The following is a 15,834-nucleotide window of genomic DNA, read 5'->3' as shown; positions in this document are numbered from 1 at the left end:
TTAAATACAGACTTACAAATTGAACAGAGTTATCATTTAACGTAATAACAAAAATAGCGAATTTCAGTCTCGACAATAAAGCATGATAAAGAGAGTTTTTCCACCGCTAATGTTCATGGTCGCTTCAATGTCACTCATGGCAGCTGAAGATATCGAGTTGAACATCAATGGATTGAGCGGCCCGTTAAAAGAAAATGTGGATGCGTATGTATCTGCGATCTCCCCGAGCGAATACTCTACGTCGCTGCGTTTTCAATCTCGTATTACTAAAGAAATTCATTCAGCGTTGAATGCGTTAGGTTACTATCATGCTGAGATTCAGTTCTCGACCAATGAGCAGCAAGATGAATTAACGGTGGCAGTAACGCCAGGGCAACCGATGCGAATTAAACTGGTGGATGTTGAACTCACCGGAGAGGCGAAAGAAGACGCCGACTTTTTGCGCTTGATTCGGGTGACGCCAGTCAAAGAAGGACGGATACTCAATCAGGGTGAATATGACACGTTAAAGTCGAGTCTTCGCAATTTAGCCTTGCAAAAAGGCTACTTTGACGGCGCGTACACACTGAGTCGCCTCGAAGTTGTGCCAGAGCTCAATCAAGCATTCATTCGGTTACATTTTGATAGCGGCATTCGTTATAAATTTGGGTCTTCCACGATAACAGGTAGCCAGATAGATATTGACCGCGTGCAATCACTACAGCCATACAAAAGTGGTGATTACTATCAGGTTGGAAAGGTGGGGGAATATAACCAAGGTTTGTCGAACACCGAGTGGTTTTCGTCGGTGTTTGTTGAGCCCGACTTGGAGCAGGTTGGCAAGGGTCGAGAGTTGCCGATGAAGGTGTCACTAGCGCCGCAGGTAAAAAATCAATTTGAAACGGGTTTAGGTTATTCGACCGATGTCGGGGCGAAAGTTAAGTTTAAATGGAAAAAGCCATGGATTAACTCTCGTGGTCACAGCTTTAATACCAGTCTTGATTTATCCATTCCTGAACAACAGGTCACTGCCGCCTATAAAATTCCATTAGATGATGTGTTGAGAGATTATTACGTGATTCAGTATGGCCTGAAAAACGTCAATCGTTCGGATAAAAAGACGCTCGAATCTAATTTGGGTTTTGAACGGCACTGGGTGCTCGATAGTGGTTGGCACCGTACCGCTTACATCCGATATTTGGTTGAAGACTATGAGCGTAATTTAGAAGGCGATGTTGGTCAGTTTGTTTTACCGGGGCTTTCTTACTCACGTGTAGTATCTCGTGGTGGTGTATTACCAATGAGTGGTAATAAACAAACCATTATGTTCGAGGTCGGTGATAAGCGGGCGTTATCAGAAACCTCGGTGTTTAGAATGCGAGGGACCTCAACATGGATCAGCAGTATTGGCGAAAACCATCGCGGCATATTTAAGGTTGATGTTGGTGCCAACATTGCCGATGACCCTTCGAAACTCTCGCCATCTTTGCGTTTCTACGCGGGTGGTGATAACAGTATTAGGGGTTATGACTATGAAAGTATTTCTCCTGTTGATACGGGTGGGACTAAGACTGGTGGCCAATATTTGGCAACCAGCACGCTAGAGTATCAATACCGTATCTACAATAACTGGTGGGCGGCAACGTTCTTTGATGTGGGTGATGCCTTTGATGATACGCCAGTTTGGAAGCGTGGTGCGGGTGTTGGGATACGTTGGGTATCACCAGTAGGGCCTATTAAATTTGATTTTGCTAAGGGACTCGATCAAAAGCCTGAGGCAGAATGGCGAGTTCACTTTAGTCTAGGGCCAGAGTTATGATGTTAAAAGTTTGGCGGGTGACAAAGTGGTTGTCTGTGACCTTCATACTGATGGTGACGCTCTTATTGGCAACCCTTGCCTTTGCATTGTTTACCAATACTGGATTAACGGCCATTTTATGGGGAGCAAACCAAGCGTTACCTGAACTTAAAGTAGAGTCAACCAAAGGGGCGTTATTTCCTCGTTTTACTTTAAATAATGTAACGTTTAAAGATGATTCTCTATTTATCGATTTAGCGGCAGACTCTCTGACACTAGCCGTCGATCTCAATTGTCTCAGTGATCCTAGAGTGTGTATTAATGAACTGTCGGTTCAGGGACTCGACTTTTCCATGCCTGAAATCGCGCCGAGTGAGCCTTCTCCTGAACCTTCAGAGCCGCTTACTCGTATATCGACACCCATTCCCATCGCGATCGGTAAGGTGAATCTGGCTGATATTAAACTGGATATTTTGGGCACAAAAGTGAGTTGGGACAGCTTTACTACATCGCTTTCTATGACCAGCTCGAAACTAACTATAGGTAAAACCCTGCTTGCGACCCCGAGCGTAGCGTTACCTCCGGCAGAAGAGGTATCAGAGGTCGCAGCTAAGAAAAACACCTCGATGGCGAATACCGCTGTAGCTGCAGAGACCTCGACAGCCGTTAAGAATCCTGCAACGGCAGAGCCTGCGCGCGCAATTGAGTTGCCAGAAGTCCTCATTCCTTTATTTGTCAATATTACTCGCCTTGATATTCGAGACTTTACCTTACAGCAAGAAGAGCCGATTGTTGTCCATCACCTTGGGTTGCAAGGCTTCGCGGGTAAACATGATGTTCATGTCGAAAGTCTTGAATTAGCCATGCCGCAGGTTGATGCTTCTTTGTCGGGCAACGTTGCGCTAATAAAAGATTACCCCCTTGATATCACGTTGGATGCCCAATTAAAAGAAACAGATCTTACTGGACAAAAACTGGCGCTTACCGCTAAGGGCAGTGTTGGTGACTTGCACCTGGATAGTCATTTTTCAGGGGTTATTGACGCCGCTTTATCTGGGAATATTCAGCCATTAGCGCCTACGTTACCGTTTGATGTTGTTTTGTCGGATGGCAAGGCTGCGTGGCCTTTGAAAGGTGAGAGTGAGTATCAGGTTATTGTTGACCAGCTTAAAGCTAAAGGGTCGCTGGACAGCTACGAAGTAGTGTTAAAAACACAGGCATCGGGCAAGCCAATTCCAGATGTTGCGGTTGAATTACAAGGTAAAGGCGATCTTAAACAGATTAATCTTGAAACGTTGACGATCAATTCTCTCGGTGGCTCCATTCAAGGTTCGGTCATGGCGAATTGGGAAGCGCCTGTCAATTGGAAGGCGGACATGATGCTGTCGCATATTCAGCCAGGGCTGCAATGGCCAGAAGCCGAAGGAGACATTAGTGGCCAAATCGTGACTTCAGGTGCGTTGACCGACGCTGGTGGCTGGCAAGTACAAGTACCTAAACTCGACATCGTCGGTATTTTGCGAGATTACCCATTATTGGTAAAAGGGCAAGTAGAGGCTGCGGACAAGTCAGGATCAGGAGAGCTGAGTGTCAATACGGATGGCTTGTCGTTAGCGCATGGCCCAAACAATATGAGCGCGAAAGGCAGCTTGCGTAAAAATTGGGATATGAATGTCGCCATCGACTTTCCCGATCTAGCTAAGACTGTCCCTGACTTACAAGGTTTGTTGGTCGGCACCATTGCCCTAAAAGGTAAGATGCAAGAGCCTGATGTACGTTTAGATCTGCAGGTCAAGAAGGCTAAATGGCAGCAAGAGGCGAGTATCGACACGTTATCGCTTTCCGGTGAAGCGAAACCATTGCCTATAGATCAGGCCAAAGCCGATATTCGTTTGCAGGCCTCGGGCATTCAATATCAAGAACATAACGTTGATTCACTAGATGTCAGTTTACAAGGCACGCAGGCAAAGCATGAACTGGACTTAGATCTGGTTTCAACGTTGCTCTCCGCTCAGTTAAGTGTTGTCGGTGAACTCATTGATAAGCCTAGTTTGATATGGTCTGGTGAGTTAGCGAGCGCTCACTTTGAAACGGAGCAAGGGCCGTTACACCTGCAAAACCCGATTCAAGTGAAAGTTGATGTAGACAAACAAAGTGCTGACGTCAGCGCCCACTGCTGGAAGCAGTCAGAGTCGCGTGTTTGTTTAGAAAAGGATATTCAAGTCAGCACTTCGGGTGAAGCGTTGGTCACGTTGAAGAACTTCAATTTTGAACAGATTAAAGCGTATGTTCCTGAGCAAACCCGCCTAGAAGGTTCGGCCAGCGCCACAATATGGGCGAAATGGGCACCACAGGTCTCGCCTGAAGTGAAAGTAGACGTTAGATTACCAAAAGGGCAGGTAACTCAGGAGTTAGAAATCCCGCTTGTGGTTGGGTGGGAGTCGATAGAACTCAAAGCCAACTTGGCCAATGACCAATTGGATGCATCTTGGTTACTTGATGTTACCGATAATGGCGACCTATCAGGCAAAGTGACGCTGCCTAATGTACTGGAAGAGGACAAGCAAATTGAAGGCGAGCTAAATCTCTCCACGTTTAATCTTGACTTCTTACAGCCCATCATTGGTGAATTTAACAAGCTGCAAGCTAACTTATCATCCTCTATTCAGATAAAAGGCGATGCTCTACACCCTCAATTGTACGGCGATCTTAAAGTAGAAGACTTATCACTGAAAGGTGATATTTCTCCGATACAGGTGGAGTCTGGTGGACTTGTGCTTAATCTCAATGGCTATGATGGCAAGCTTGATGCAAAAATTCAGACCACCGATGGCGAACTGTTGATTAACGGCGACGGGAATTGGCAAGATCTACAAGATTGGCGAACAAAACTGCGAGTCTTTGCTGAAGAATTAAAGGTCGATGTGCCACCAATGGTCAAAGTGAAAGTGGTACCTGATATGACCATTGAGGCCACACCAAAGCTGGCTAAAGTCACTGGTAGCATTGGTTTACCATGGGGACGCATTGTAGTCGAAGAGCTGCCACCAAGTGCGGTAGCGGTGTCGAGTGATCAGGTGATACTCAATGCTGATTTAACACCGCAAGACGATTCAATACCAGTACCTTTCAATATTGAAACTGACGTTTCAATCTCTATTGGTAATGATTTCACCGTCTCTGCTTTTGGTCTTAAAGGTGGTTTGCGCGGCAAGCTTCATGTCTCCCAAAAAGATAAAGGGCCATTTATCCAAGGGGAAGTGAACATTGTGAATGGTTCTTATAACTCTTTTGGACAAGATCTATTGATTGAAGAAGGTAAGATCCTGATGACAGGGCCTGTTGATCAACCTTATGTCAATATTACCGCCATCCGTAATCCAGACACCACCGCTGATGATGTCACGGCAGGGGTGAAGGTAACGGGTTTGGCAACGCAGCCGAAGATTGAGCTATTTTCTGATCCGACGATGCCACAGGCAAATAAGTTATCTTATCTATTACGAGGTCAAGACATCGATGGCGAGACTGGAGGCAATGCGCTGACAACGACGCTTATAGGTTTAAGTTTGGCAAAAAGCGGCAAGGTGGTCGGTGAAATTGGTCAAGCGTTTGGGGTTCAAGACCTACAATTAGATACCGCTGGTACGGGGGATGACTCTCAAGTTACCGTTAGTGGCTATGTATTACCGGGCTTGCAGGTAAAGTATGGCGTCGGCATCTTTAACTCACTGGGTGAGTTCACTATCCGTTATCGCATTATTGAAGATTTTTATGTTGAGGCGGTGTCGGGGCTCTATAGCTCTGTGGTCTTCTTATATCAATTTGAAGTTGATTGATGGCCGTTTAACTCGAGAGATGCTGCTACAGTTAATAAGTTATAAGACCGATTAACTAAGCTGAAAGTTTGCGTGAGGTTAGCCATGAAAAATTATAGCGTGCTGATTTTAGGGCTACTGATGGTAGGGTGTGTTCAATTACAGCCACCAACAGGTGAGGATAACCAAGCATGGCAAGAGTTTGGCCAAGCTTGGGCCATGAAAGGCTACGTTATCAAAGATCGTAGTGAGTTGGAGCAGGATACGCCCTCTTTGAGTCCTGCTCAATATAAGCAATATCAAATGGGGTATGCGTTAGGAAAGGAGACGTATTGCCAGCAGGACCCATTTGTTTTGGGGTTGAGTGGTAAGATTTACTACGGGATTTGCCAAGATGTTAGCCGTACCTATTTGGAAGAATATTGGCGAGGGAAGCAATCTAGAGCTAAGCGCTGATAGAATGATGTTCCAGCGTTAAGTGAGTATAATCAAAAAGCGCTCATAAAGAGCGCTTTTTGATGGTGACTATTTTTGTTGTGCTCGGTCATAGGAGCTGATGATTTCCTCTCGAGCGGCGTGAATATCAGCCCACCCTTCTACTTTTACCCATTTACCTGGCTCTAGTTCTTTATAACGCTCAAAAAACTGGGTAATTTGGGCTTTAAGTAGCTCAGGAATATCATTTACATCTTGGATGTGTTCGTACTCTTTTGATATTTTGCTGTGCGGAACAGCAAAAATTTTAGCATCTTCGCCCGATTCATCCGTCATTTTCAGAACGCCCACTGGGCGACAGCGAATGACAGAACCTGGGATGAGTGGATACGGTGTTGGTACGAGAACATCCACAGGGTCGCCATCGAGTGAAAGCGTGTCGTTAACATAACCATAGTTGCAGGGATAAAACATAGGTGCGGACATAAATCGGTCGACAAACACTGCGCCAGAATCTTTATCTACTTCATATTTTATCGGATCGGCGTTAGCTGGGATCTCAATGACGACATAAATATCATCAGGTAGTGACTTACCGACAGGTACGTGGTTTAAGCTCATTTGGATCTTCCTTCTTGATTCTAAATCCCTATAGATATTAAGGATAGGCGTTATCATTCAAATGGGTTAAATAAAGTATATACGCTGAAAATTAAAACAAAAAAGTGCCTCACTGAGAGGCACTTCTAATTTGTTTAATTTGTAGAAAATTTATTGTTCTGGGTATTCTTCCAAGAAAGATTCAACCTTTTCTACCATACGTTTTGAGCCTACAAAGAAAGGCACTCGCTGGTGAAGTTCTGTTGGCTTAACATCCATAATACGCTGATTACCATCAGAGGCTGTTCCGCCAGCTTGTTCCATAATGAAGGCCATTGGGTTGCACTCATACAGCAAACGAAGCTTTCCGCTCGGGTGGCTTTGCGTACTCGGGTACAGATAAATACCGCCTTTTAACAGGTTGCGGTGGAAATCTGACACCAAAGAACCGATATAGCGCGAGGTATATGGGCGGTTTTCACTTGGCTCATTTTCTTGGCAGTACTTGATGTATTTTTTCACGCCCATAGGGAAGCGGATGTAGTTACCTTCGTTAATGGAATAGATCGAACCATCTTCAGGAATCATCATGTTTTCATGGGATAGACAGAAGGTACCGATAGAGGGATCGTAGGTGAAACCGTTGACGCCTTTACCTGTGGTGTAAACCAGCATCGTTGAAGAACCATAGACAACATAACCAGCAGCGACTTGTTTATTTCCTGGCTGTAAAAAATCTTCTTGAGTGGGAGGCGTACCAATTGGTGAGACTCGACGGTAGATGGAGAAGATAGTGCCGACAGATACGTTTACATCGATGTTAGAAGAACCATCAAGAGGATCCATTAGCACGACGTATTTTGCGTTCTTATTCAGTTCTTTATTAAAGGCTACAGCTTCATCTTCTTCTTCACTGGCAACACCACAAACTTGGTCACGAGCTTCAAGTGCCGCTTTAAATTTATCATTAGCATAAAGATCCAGCTTTTGCTGTGCTTCACCTTGTACGTTCTCAGTACCTACTGCACCAGGTGATATCGACAAGGCCTGCTTTATTAATTTCTCGGTTTACAATTTTTGCGGCAAGTCGAATTGAAGAGATAAGGGATGATAAATCACCACTGGCATGGGGGAAGTCGTTTTGTTTCTCAACAATAAATTCGCCTAGGGTGCGCATTTCAGACATGGTCTTTCCTTTAATCTGCTAACTATTATCTTGGGGGAGAAGTGTGAGTGAACGAGTTGGGGGTATTCATCTACACACATGGAATATTGTAGGGGGCAGAACTTTTTAATGGTAATGAAGTAACCTTACAAATAGGGTGTTTGTATGATGGAAGTCACAAAATGCCGCGTAACTGTTAACTTCCTCGCTTTTATCGCGTGGTTTGGGTATATATAGCGAAAGCAAAAAGAAGCACTGTGAACAATAGAGAACCCAACATGCATATTCATATTCTTGGTATCTGTGGCACCTTTATGGGTGGCGCTGCCGTTCTAGCTCAACAGTTAGGTCATCGAGTCACTGGTAGTGATGCTAACGTGTATCCCCCTATGAGCACACTTCTTGAGTCTCAGGGGATTGAAATTATTGAGGGCTTCGACCCTAGTCAGTTGGATCCTGCGCCAGATTTAGTGGTGATCGGTAATGCAATGAGTCGCGGTAACCCTTGTGTTGAGTATGTATTGAATCGAAATCTCAAATACACCTCGGGTCCTCAATGGTTACAAGAGTTCTTGCTTCACGACCGCTGGGTTATTGCTGTGTCTGGAACTCATGGTAAAACCACCACGTCGAGCATGTTAAGTTGGATTTTAGAGGAGTGTGGCTATCAGCCAGGCTTTTTAGTCGGAGGCGTTCTGGGCAATTTTGGTCAGTCGGCGAGGCTAGGTGAGTCGATGTTTTTTGTTGTCGAGGCTGATGAGTACGACAGCGCCTTCTTTGACAAGCGATCCAAGTTCGTTCATTACCATCCACGAACCCTAATCATGAACAATCTTGAGTTTGACCATGCGGATATCTTTGATGATCTTGAAGCGATAAAACGTCAGTTCCATCACTTGGTACGCACGGTGCCGGGGAATGGTCGAATCTTAGCTCCGGCAGGTGATAGCGCAATTCAAGATGTGCTAGGACGAGGTTGTTGGAGTGAGGTCGAGCATACCGGAGCTTCAGCCGACTGGAATGCGCTAAAACAACATAAAGATGGGTCTCATTTTGATGTTTACTTACATGGCGACAAAGTGGGGGAAGTGAAGTGGGATTTGGTCGGTGATCATAACGTGGATAATGCACTGATGGCTATTGCTGGCGCAAGGCATGTCGGTGTGACGCCTGAGCTTGCCTGTGCTGCATTAGCTAAGTTTATTAATACCAAGCGTCGCCTTGAATTCAAAGGCGAAGTGAACCAGATTGAAATTTATGATGATTTTGCACATCACCCTACGGCAATACAACTCACCCTTGAAGGGTTGAGGAATAAGGTGGGTGAAAAGCGTATTTTAGCGGTATTAGAGCCTCGCTCTGCCACGATGAAGCGAGGTGTTCATAAAGATAAACTTGCCGATTCTCTTCAGCATGCCGATGAGGTGTTTTTGCTGCAACCGGATAACATTGACTGGTCCGTCAACGATATCGCCGCTAGCTGTTCTCAGCCAGTAGTAATTAGAGACAGCGTGGATGAGTTAGTCGCAGCGATTCAATCTAAAGCGCAAGCTGGTGACCAAATTCTGGTAATGAGTAACGGTGGGTTTGGTGGTATTCATCAGAAACTATTAGAGAGATTGGCTTAATGAACGCAACCAACAAGGCTATCACGCTCGCGTTTACTGGGTGCTTCTGGCGCACCTTATGGAATGAGGTTGCTGGAATGTCTTTTAGCGGCGGATTATACCGTGCACTTATTAATTTCTTCAGCGGCGCGAGTGGTCTTAGCAACAGAGCATGATATCAAATTACCTAGTGGTCCTGATGCAGCTCATAAGCAGCTGGTGGCGCGCCTTAATTGCGAACCAGATAAGCTTGTGGTGTGTGGCAAGGAGGATTGGTTTTCCCCTGTCGCATCGGGCTCTGCAGCGCCTAAGCAAATGATCATTTGCCCATGCTCTGCTGGCAGTGTGGCTGCCATTGCTCACGGTATGTCTGACAACCTTATTGAACGTGCTGCTGATGTAGTATTGAAAGAGCGTGGGCAGTTGTTGTTGGTCGTGCGTGAAACGCCGTTCTCGACATTGCATTTGGAGAATATGCATAAACTGTCCACCATGGGTGTAACGATTATGCCAGCAGCGCCTGGATTTTATCATCAACCTAAGAGCATTGATGATTTGGTTGATTTTATTGTCGCGCGAGTACTCGATCACATGGGCATTGAGCAAGCTTTGGTACCGCGTTGGGGGTACGACCAAAGATAAAGGAATAAGGATGGTGAATATGTGATGCAGCGGTTACAATTCATCATCAATGTTGTTATGAAGATTTTGCTACTGAAACGTTGCTACTGAAACGTTGCTACTGATACTTCGGTGCAAAGGCTGTTTGGACGATAAAACAATAACTAAGGATAGAATGAGTGAACTGCATCCGTTTATCTAAAGTAGCCATTGCTACTTCCCTTCTGGCGCTCACACAAGTGGCAAGTGCATCGACATTAACGGTTTATACCTATGACTCTTTTGCGTCAGACTGGGGGCCAGGTCCTGCGATTAAAAAAGCGTTCGAAGCTCAATGTGATTGTGAGTTGCAATTGGTGGCTTTGGATGATGGTGTGTCGATCCTGAATCGTTTACGCCTTGAAGGTGCTTCCTCAAAAGCGGATGTGGTGTTAGGTCTTGATAATAATTTAATGAGCGAAGCTAAAGCGTCAGGTCTACTCGCGAACCACAAGGTTGATACCGATAATTTAGTATTGCCCAATGGCTGGAGTGACGACGTGTTTGTCCCCTTCGATTACGGGTACTTTGCGTTTGTGTACAACAAAGACAAAGTAAAAACGCCACCTACCAGTCTTAAAGCGCTGATTGAAGATCGTGATGATCTTAGTGTGATTTACCAAGATCCAAGAACCTCGACGCCTGGGCAAGGTTTACTGTTATGGATGAAGTCTGTGTATGGCGATGACGCCAGTGCCGCGTGGCAGCAGTTAGCGAAAAAAACCGTTACCGTGACAAAAGGATGGTCTGAAGCGTATTCCATGTTTTTAGAAGGCGAGGCCGATTTGGTATTATCGTACACCACATCGCCAGCTTATCACCTAATCGCTGAGCAAGATGCTCGATTCGCTGCCGCTGACTTCGTGGAAGGGCACTATACCCAAGTCGAGGTCGCCGCGAAGGTTGCCAATACCAAAAACGACAAATTAGCCGATGAGTTTATGCAGTTTGTCGTGTCTGATGATTTTCAGTCTCAAATTCCAACAGGCAACTGGATGTATCCCGTTGTGGATCGTGAGCTACCTACAGGGTTTGAGGCACTTACTGTACCGAGTAAATCGCTGACCTTTACGCCAGATGAAGTCGCAAAAAACCGTAAAGCTTGGATTCGTGAGTGGCAGTCTGCGCTTATCCAATAGTCTTGGTGATCCAGTGATAGACTAAAGCCAAACTGGTTGAGTTAAACACTTTTATATAGCGGCCTATATTACTGGGCCGCTTTTTTTCGAGGTCTATGTGATACGTACACCAAAAACAGGCATTGTCATTGTCATCATCATCGCAAGTTATGTGGTGGCATCGCTTTGGACGTTGTTATCTTATTCATCACTTGCCAATTTCAGTGATTTAATTACGGATAGCTACTATCTTCATGTCGCCAAATTTAGCCTCTATCAAGCCACTCTTTCTACAGGCTTGAGTGTTGGCTTGGCTTTGCCTGTTGCACATGCGCTGTCGCGTCGTCGATTTTTCGGCCGAAGTTTTCTTCTTAAAGTGTTTGGAACCACCCTTGTTCTCCCCGTTCTTGTTGGGGTGTTTGGTATTTTGTCCGTGTATGGCAATCAGGGAGTTCTCGCTCAGTTCTTAGCGTTATTTAACATTGAATTGCCTTTTTCCATTTACGGATTAAATGGCATTTTAATTGCGCATGTGTTTTTTAACCTCCCCTTTGCTACTCGATTATTATTAATGACGATTGAGAGCGTTCCTAGTGAACAGCGTAGGCTGGCAAAACATTTGGGCATGGGAAGTTGGAATTGTTTTAAGTTTGTTGAATGGCCAAGACTTAAGCAACATCTACCTCATGTTGTGGGGCTCGTTTTCATGCTTTGCTTTACCAGTTTCGCGACGGTCATGGCATTGGGAGGAGGACCGAAAGCGACGACGATTGAGCTGGCTATCTATCAAGCGATTAAGTTCGACTTTGATTTGCAAGTTGGGGCGGTATTGGCAATGTGGCAAATGGCTATTTGCTCCGTATTGGTCTTGCTTGTAGGACGCTTTAGTAAAGTATTGGAGGGGGCGAGCACTTTTTGTCATGCCGCGCCGATTCAATCATCAGATACCTGGAATAAGCGGCTTTGGGATGCTTTTTGGATCATCGCAAGTCTATTGCTTGTCATACCGCCTTTATTGATGGTGGTCCTTAGTGGATTGAATCACAAAGCCTATACGGTATTAACGGATACGATATTTTGGCAGTCGTTATTTTCGTCTTTGCAAGTGGCGATGTTCTCCGCGGTGATTGCTTTGATTGTGGGCGTCTTGATAGTGAGTTCCACGCGAATGTTGCGGCTGAAAGAGCGCTCCCGCCTTGCCGATAAAATGGAATTGGTTGGTACAGTGATACTGGTGACACCTGCACTAGTACTGAGCACGGCAACATTCTTGATGTTGCGTGGTATGACGGATGTATTTAGTTTGGCCGTGGTGATTGTTGTCATGGTTAACGCGTTAATGGCTCTGCCGTTTGTGATTAAAACGCTCAGTCAGCCCATGCTTCAATTGGCAACCCAGTATCATCTACTTTGGCAGAGTCTTGGTATCTTAGGGATTGCGCGATTCTTTAGTATGGAGTGGCGAGCGTTAAGAGCGCCATTGCTGCATGCATTTTCAATGAGTTTTATCCTTTCGTTAGGGGATTTAACCGTGATTGCATTGTTTGGTAGTCAAGATTTTAAAACGCTTCCCTTGTACCTTTATCAACTCTTGGGAAGTTATCAAATGCAGGCCGCTGCGGTGGTTTCATTGGTGTTATTTACGATAAGTATTGGGATGTTCGCACTGACCGATCGCCTAGTAGTGAAAAATAGACATCGGGAGTCGCAATAAACATGATGCTGGAATTAAAGCAAACAAGATATCGCTATCATCAAGAATGGTTTGAGTTCACCTTAGGGGTCAAACAAGGCGAAATATTGTCATTAATTGGGCCAAGTGGTGCGGGTAAATCAACATTACTGGCAATGGTGTCTGGCTTTTGCGAACCGGAATCCGGTGAGATCCTTATCGGAGGGCAGTCAATGTTGCCATTGGAGCCTCATCAGCGACCGCTGGCGATGCTATTTCAAGATAATAACCTTTTTGAGCATCTTACCGTTCAAGACAATATTGTTCTTGGTATTCACCCTTCACTTAAACGAACGCCTGAAGTCCTGAAGAAAGTAAAGGAAGCGGCAAGCAAAGTGGGGTTACAAGACTACTTATCTCGCTTACCTTCAGAGCTATCTGGGGGCAGAAGCAACGGGTAGCCTTAGCTCGGTGTTTTGTTCAATCTCGGCCATTGTGGCTATTAGATGAACCTTTTTCTGCGCTCGATCCATTGTTGAGGAAAGAGATGCTGTCGGTGGTAAAAAATCTGGCTGAGGACAATGCTATTACGGTTGTCATGGTGACGCATCACTTGAATGACGCAAAGGCAATTGCTCATCGTTTTGCTTATCTTTCTAAGGGGAGTATTTCGGTGGTGGGTAACATTGAGGCATTGAACAGTCATCATGACCACGCTGAGTTGGCCAAATTTGTTCTTGCGGCTCAGCATTAAAATCGGCGATGTGGTGCGGTGATAAAAAGAGTGAAGAAAGCAGTGAGAGCGAGTTCGCTCTCACTGCTTAAATTGACTCTAGCTGTTTTGGTCTTGTTCTTGTGCTAGCGCTTCTTCTTTTGCTTCTTCTTCCGCTTTTAGCATTTGGAAAATTTCACGAAACGCTTTAGCTGGCTTAGAGGCTGATTTCTCTTTCTTCGCTTGACGAGCAAGTTGGCGCAAGCGTTGGCGGTCAAGGTCTGGATACGAGTCTAAGGCTTCCGCAATCGCTGAATCGCCTTCTTCTACAATCTTGTCCCTTAGCTCTTCCAACTTATGCAATGCTGCTGTTTGTTGAGAGTGCTTATTGCGGATTTTATCCAGTGCGGCTTGAATAGGCTCCGGATCAACATTACGCATGACTTTGCCAATGTATTGTAACTGTCGACGGCGTGCTTCATTTTTAAAACGTTGCGCGTCTTTGATTGCGTCTCTTAGGTCATCGCTCAGCGGGAATTTCGCCAACACGGAAGGTTTTAACCCGACAAGCTCTTCGCCTAGTTTTTGTAACGCTTCCATGTCGTTTTTCATTTCGGTTCGACTTACCCAAATGATTTCTTCTTCTTCTTCCCACGGTGCTTTCTGATTTTTGCGAGCCATGTTTTCTGCCTATATCACTATCTCGTTACGAATATTGCCTATTTTAGCAAGAAATCTGGGGAGAAAGCGAAAAGCTTGTTATTCTAGGCAAAGATAATTGATAAAAGTTAGATGGATTATGGACGTAAGAGAGCAAGTCGCTCAGCAGCAAGCTGAGCTGGAAGCCGCGGTAGCAAAAGCTTTGGACATGGCATCTGTGAGTGCCGACGCCGCGGAAGTCGCCATTACAAAAAGTACCGGACTAAGCGTCTCAACACGTATGTGCGAAGTGGAAAACGTTGAGTTTAACAGTGATGGTGCTCTTGGCATCACGGTATACCGAGGTCAGCGCAAAGGTAGTGCCTCGACATCAGATCTGAGTGAAAAAGCCATTGCGCAGACTGTTGCTGCAGCACTGGATATTGCACAATATACGTCAGAAGATCCGTTTGCAGGACCTGCACCGAAAGAGTTGATGGTCTCAAATATTCCAGACCTTGATCTTTTCCATCCTGATGAACCGAATCCTGATGTTGCAGCACAGCGAGCCATTGAAGCAGAAAAAGCGGCATTATCTTACAGTGATAAGATTAAGCAAAGCGACGGCGCGAGTTATGACAGTCATTATGGCGTTAAGGTTTATGGCAATAGTCACGGCTTGCTTGCTGGCTATGCGTCTAGCCGCCACAGTATCAGCTGTAGCGTGATCGGCCAGGGTAAAAATGGTGATATGGAGCGTGATTATAGCTACACGCTTGCCCGCCACATTGATGATCTTTGGTCTCCAGAGCGAGTTGGCAAAGAAGCGGCATCCAAAACCATTCAAAGATTAGACCCTCAGAAAATAAAAACCGGAAAGTACCCCGTGTTATTTGCCAATGATGTGGCAATGAAGCTTGATGGGCCATCTAGTCATGGCGATTAGTGGTGGAAATCTATATCGAAAATCGTCATTTTTACTTGATAAACTGGGTGAGACAATTTTACCTGAGTGGTTTCAAGTTGAAGAAAAGCCACATGTGCTTCGCGGTTTAGCGTCTAGCCCATTCGATAGTGAAGGGGTGTTTACTCAAGACCTAGAAATTATTAAAGATGGGAAACTGGCAACGTATTTGTTAACCAGTTATGCGGCGCGCAAAATGAATATGACACCAACTGGCCATGCTGGCGGTATTCATAACTGGTATGTCAAAAATACCGGACAAGATTTTGAAGCGATGCTGAAAACCCTCGGCACTGGTTTGTTAGTCACAGAAGTTATGGGGCAGGGAGTCAATACTGTCACGGGTGATTACTCACGCGGGGCTGCTGGATTCTGGGTTGAAAATGGAGAGATCCAATACCCTGTATCTGAAATTACGGTCGCTTCTAATTTGGAGACGATGTTTAAAAACATTGTAGCTGTTGGTAGTGACGTTGAAACCCGCTCGCAGATTCAAATACGGTTCAATCTTGATTGAGTCAATGAAAGTTGCGGGAGATTAAGCTCTTAATCGCTTATACGGTTAACTCGCTTAATAAGGAAAATGCCAGTCACATCTAAGGACTGGCATTTTTTATGGTTGGGCAAAGTGGTGTTTATTCGACAAGATTCCGCGAAAGATGGTGCC

8 protein-coding genes and 4 pseudogenes are annotated in these 15,834 nt (G+C 45.2%); 9 read left to right on the top strand and 3 right to left on the bottom strand.

The window, feature by feature from the left end; genetic code table 11:
- The first annotated feature begins 82 nt into the window (after positions 1-82).
- From tamA to AC0L66_RS16185, 3 genes are all read left to right on the top strand, one after another.
- The gene (tamA, locus tag AC0L66_RS16195; protein WP_265677394.1) at positions 83-1,798 is read left to right on the top strand and encodes an autotransporter assembly complex protein TamA; all 1,716 of its coding nucleotides are present in this window, start codon (positions 83-85) and stop codon (positions 1,796-1,798) included.
- Positions 1,798-5,616: an autotransporter assembly complex protein TamB gene (gene tamB / locus AC0L66_RS16190; RefSeq protein ID WP_473569288.1), complete on the top strand. Its 3,819-nt coding sequence runs from the start codon at positions 1,798-1,800 to the stop codon at positions 5,614-5,616. The genes tamA and tamB overlap by 1 nt, the downstream gene beginning before the upstream one ends.
- An 84-nt stretch (positions 5,617-5,700) precedes the next feature.
- The gene (locus AC0L66_RS16185; protein ID WP_473567922.1) at positions 5,701-6,051 is read left to right on the top strand and encodes a DUF2799 domain-containing protein; all 351 of its coding nucleotides are present in this window, start codon (positions 5,701-5,703) and stop codon (positions 6,049-6,051) included.
- 69 nt (positions 6,052-6,120) lie between these two features.
- On the opposite strand, the gene ppa is transcribed toward AC0L66_RS16185, so the two are convergent.
- Together ppa and fbp are read right to left on the bottom strand one after the other, a co-directional pair.
- On the bottom strand, positions 6,121-6,651 hold the full coding sequence (gene ppa / locus AC0L66_RS16180; RefSeq protein ID WP_473567920.1) for an inorganic diphosphatase: 531 nt from the start codon (positions 6,649-6,651) through the stop codon (positions 6,121-6,123).
- A gap of 150 nt (positions 6,652-6,801) precedes the next feature.
- Positions 6,802-7,816, bottom strand: a pseudogene (gene fbp, locus AC0L66_RS16175) (class 1 fructose-bisphosphatase).
- A 257-nt stretch (positions 7,817-8,073) separates the two neighbouring features.
- Between fbp and mpl the strand changes: the two are divergent.
- From mpl to thiQ, 5 genes and pseudogenes are all read left to right on the top strand, one after another.
- Positions 8,074-9,423, top strand: a complete 1,350-nt coding sequence (gene mpl, locus AC0L66_RS16170) for a UDP-N-acetylmuramate:L-alanyl-gamma-D-glutamyl-meso-diaminopimelate ligase (protein ID WP_473569286.1) — start codon at positions 8,074-8,076, stop codon at positions 9,421-9,423.
- Positions 9,423-10,044, top strand: a pseudogene (locus tag AC0L66_RS16165) (flavin prenyltransferase UbiX). The gene mpl and the pseudogene AC0L66_RS16165 overlap by 1 nt, the downstream one beginning before the upstream one ends.
- A gap of 167 nt (positions 10,045-10,211) precedes the next feature.
- Complete coding sequence (gene thiB / locus AC0L66_RS16160; RefSeq protein ID WP_473569285.1) at positions 10,212-11,201, top strand: thiamine ABC transporter substrate binding subunit; 990 nt, start codon at positions 10,212-10,214, stop codon at positions 11,199-11,201.
- 97 nt (positions 11,202-11,298) lie between these two features.
- Positions 11,299-12,894, top strand: a complete 1,596-nt coding sequence (thiP, locus tag AC0L66_RS16155; RefSeq protein WP_473567918.1) for a thiamine/thiamine pyrophosphate ABC transporter permease — start codon at positions 11,299-11,301, stop codon at positions 12,892-12,894.
- 5 nt (positions 12,895-12,899) lie between these two features.
- Positions 12,900-13,606: pseudogene (gene thiQ, locus AC0L66_RS16150) on the top strand (thiamine ABC transporter ATP-binding protein).
- A 78-nt stretch (positions 13,607-13,684) separates the two neighbouring features.
- Here thiQ and yjgA read toward each other — a convergent pair.
- Entirely contained in the window at positions 13,685-14,245 is a 561-nt protein-coding gene (gene yjgA, locus AC0L66_RS16145; RefSeq protein WP_265677656.1) for a ribosome biogenesis factor YjgA, read from the bottom strand.
- A gap of 118 nt (positions 14,246-14,363) precedes the next feature.
- Here yjgA and pmbA point away from each other — a divergent pair.
- Positions 14,364-15,709, top strand: a pseudogene (pmbA, locus tag AC0L66_RS16140) (metalloprotease PmbA).
- Positions 15,710-15,834: the final 125 nt, after the last annotated feature.

This window comes from Vibrio sp. GJ43-1 (genome assembly GCF_055808835.1).
This window is presented reverse-complemented; position numbering and strand designations above follow the sequence as displayed.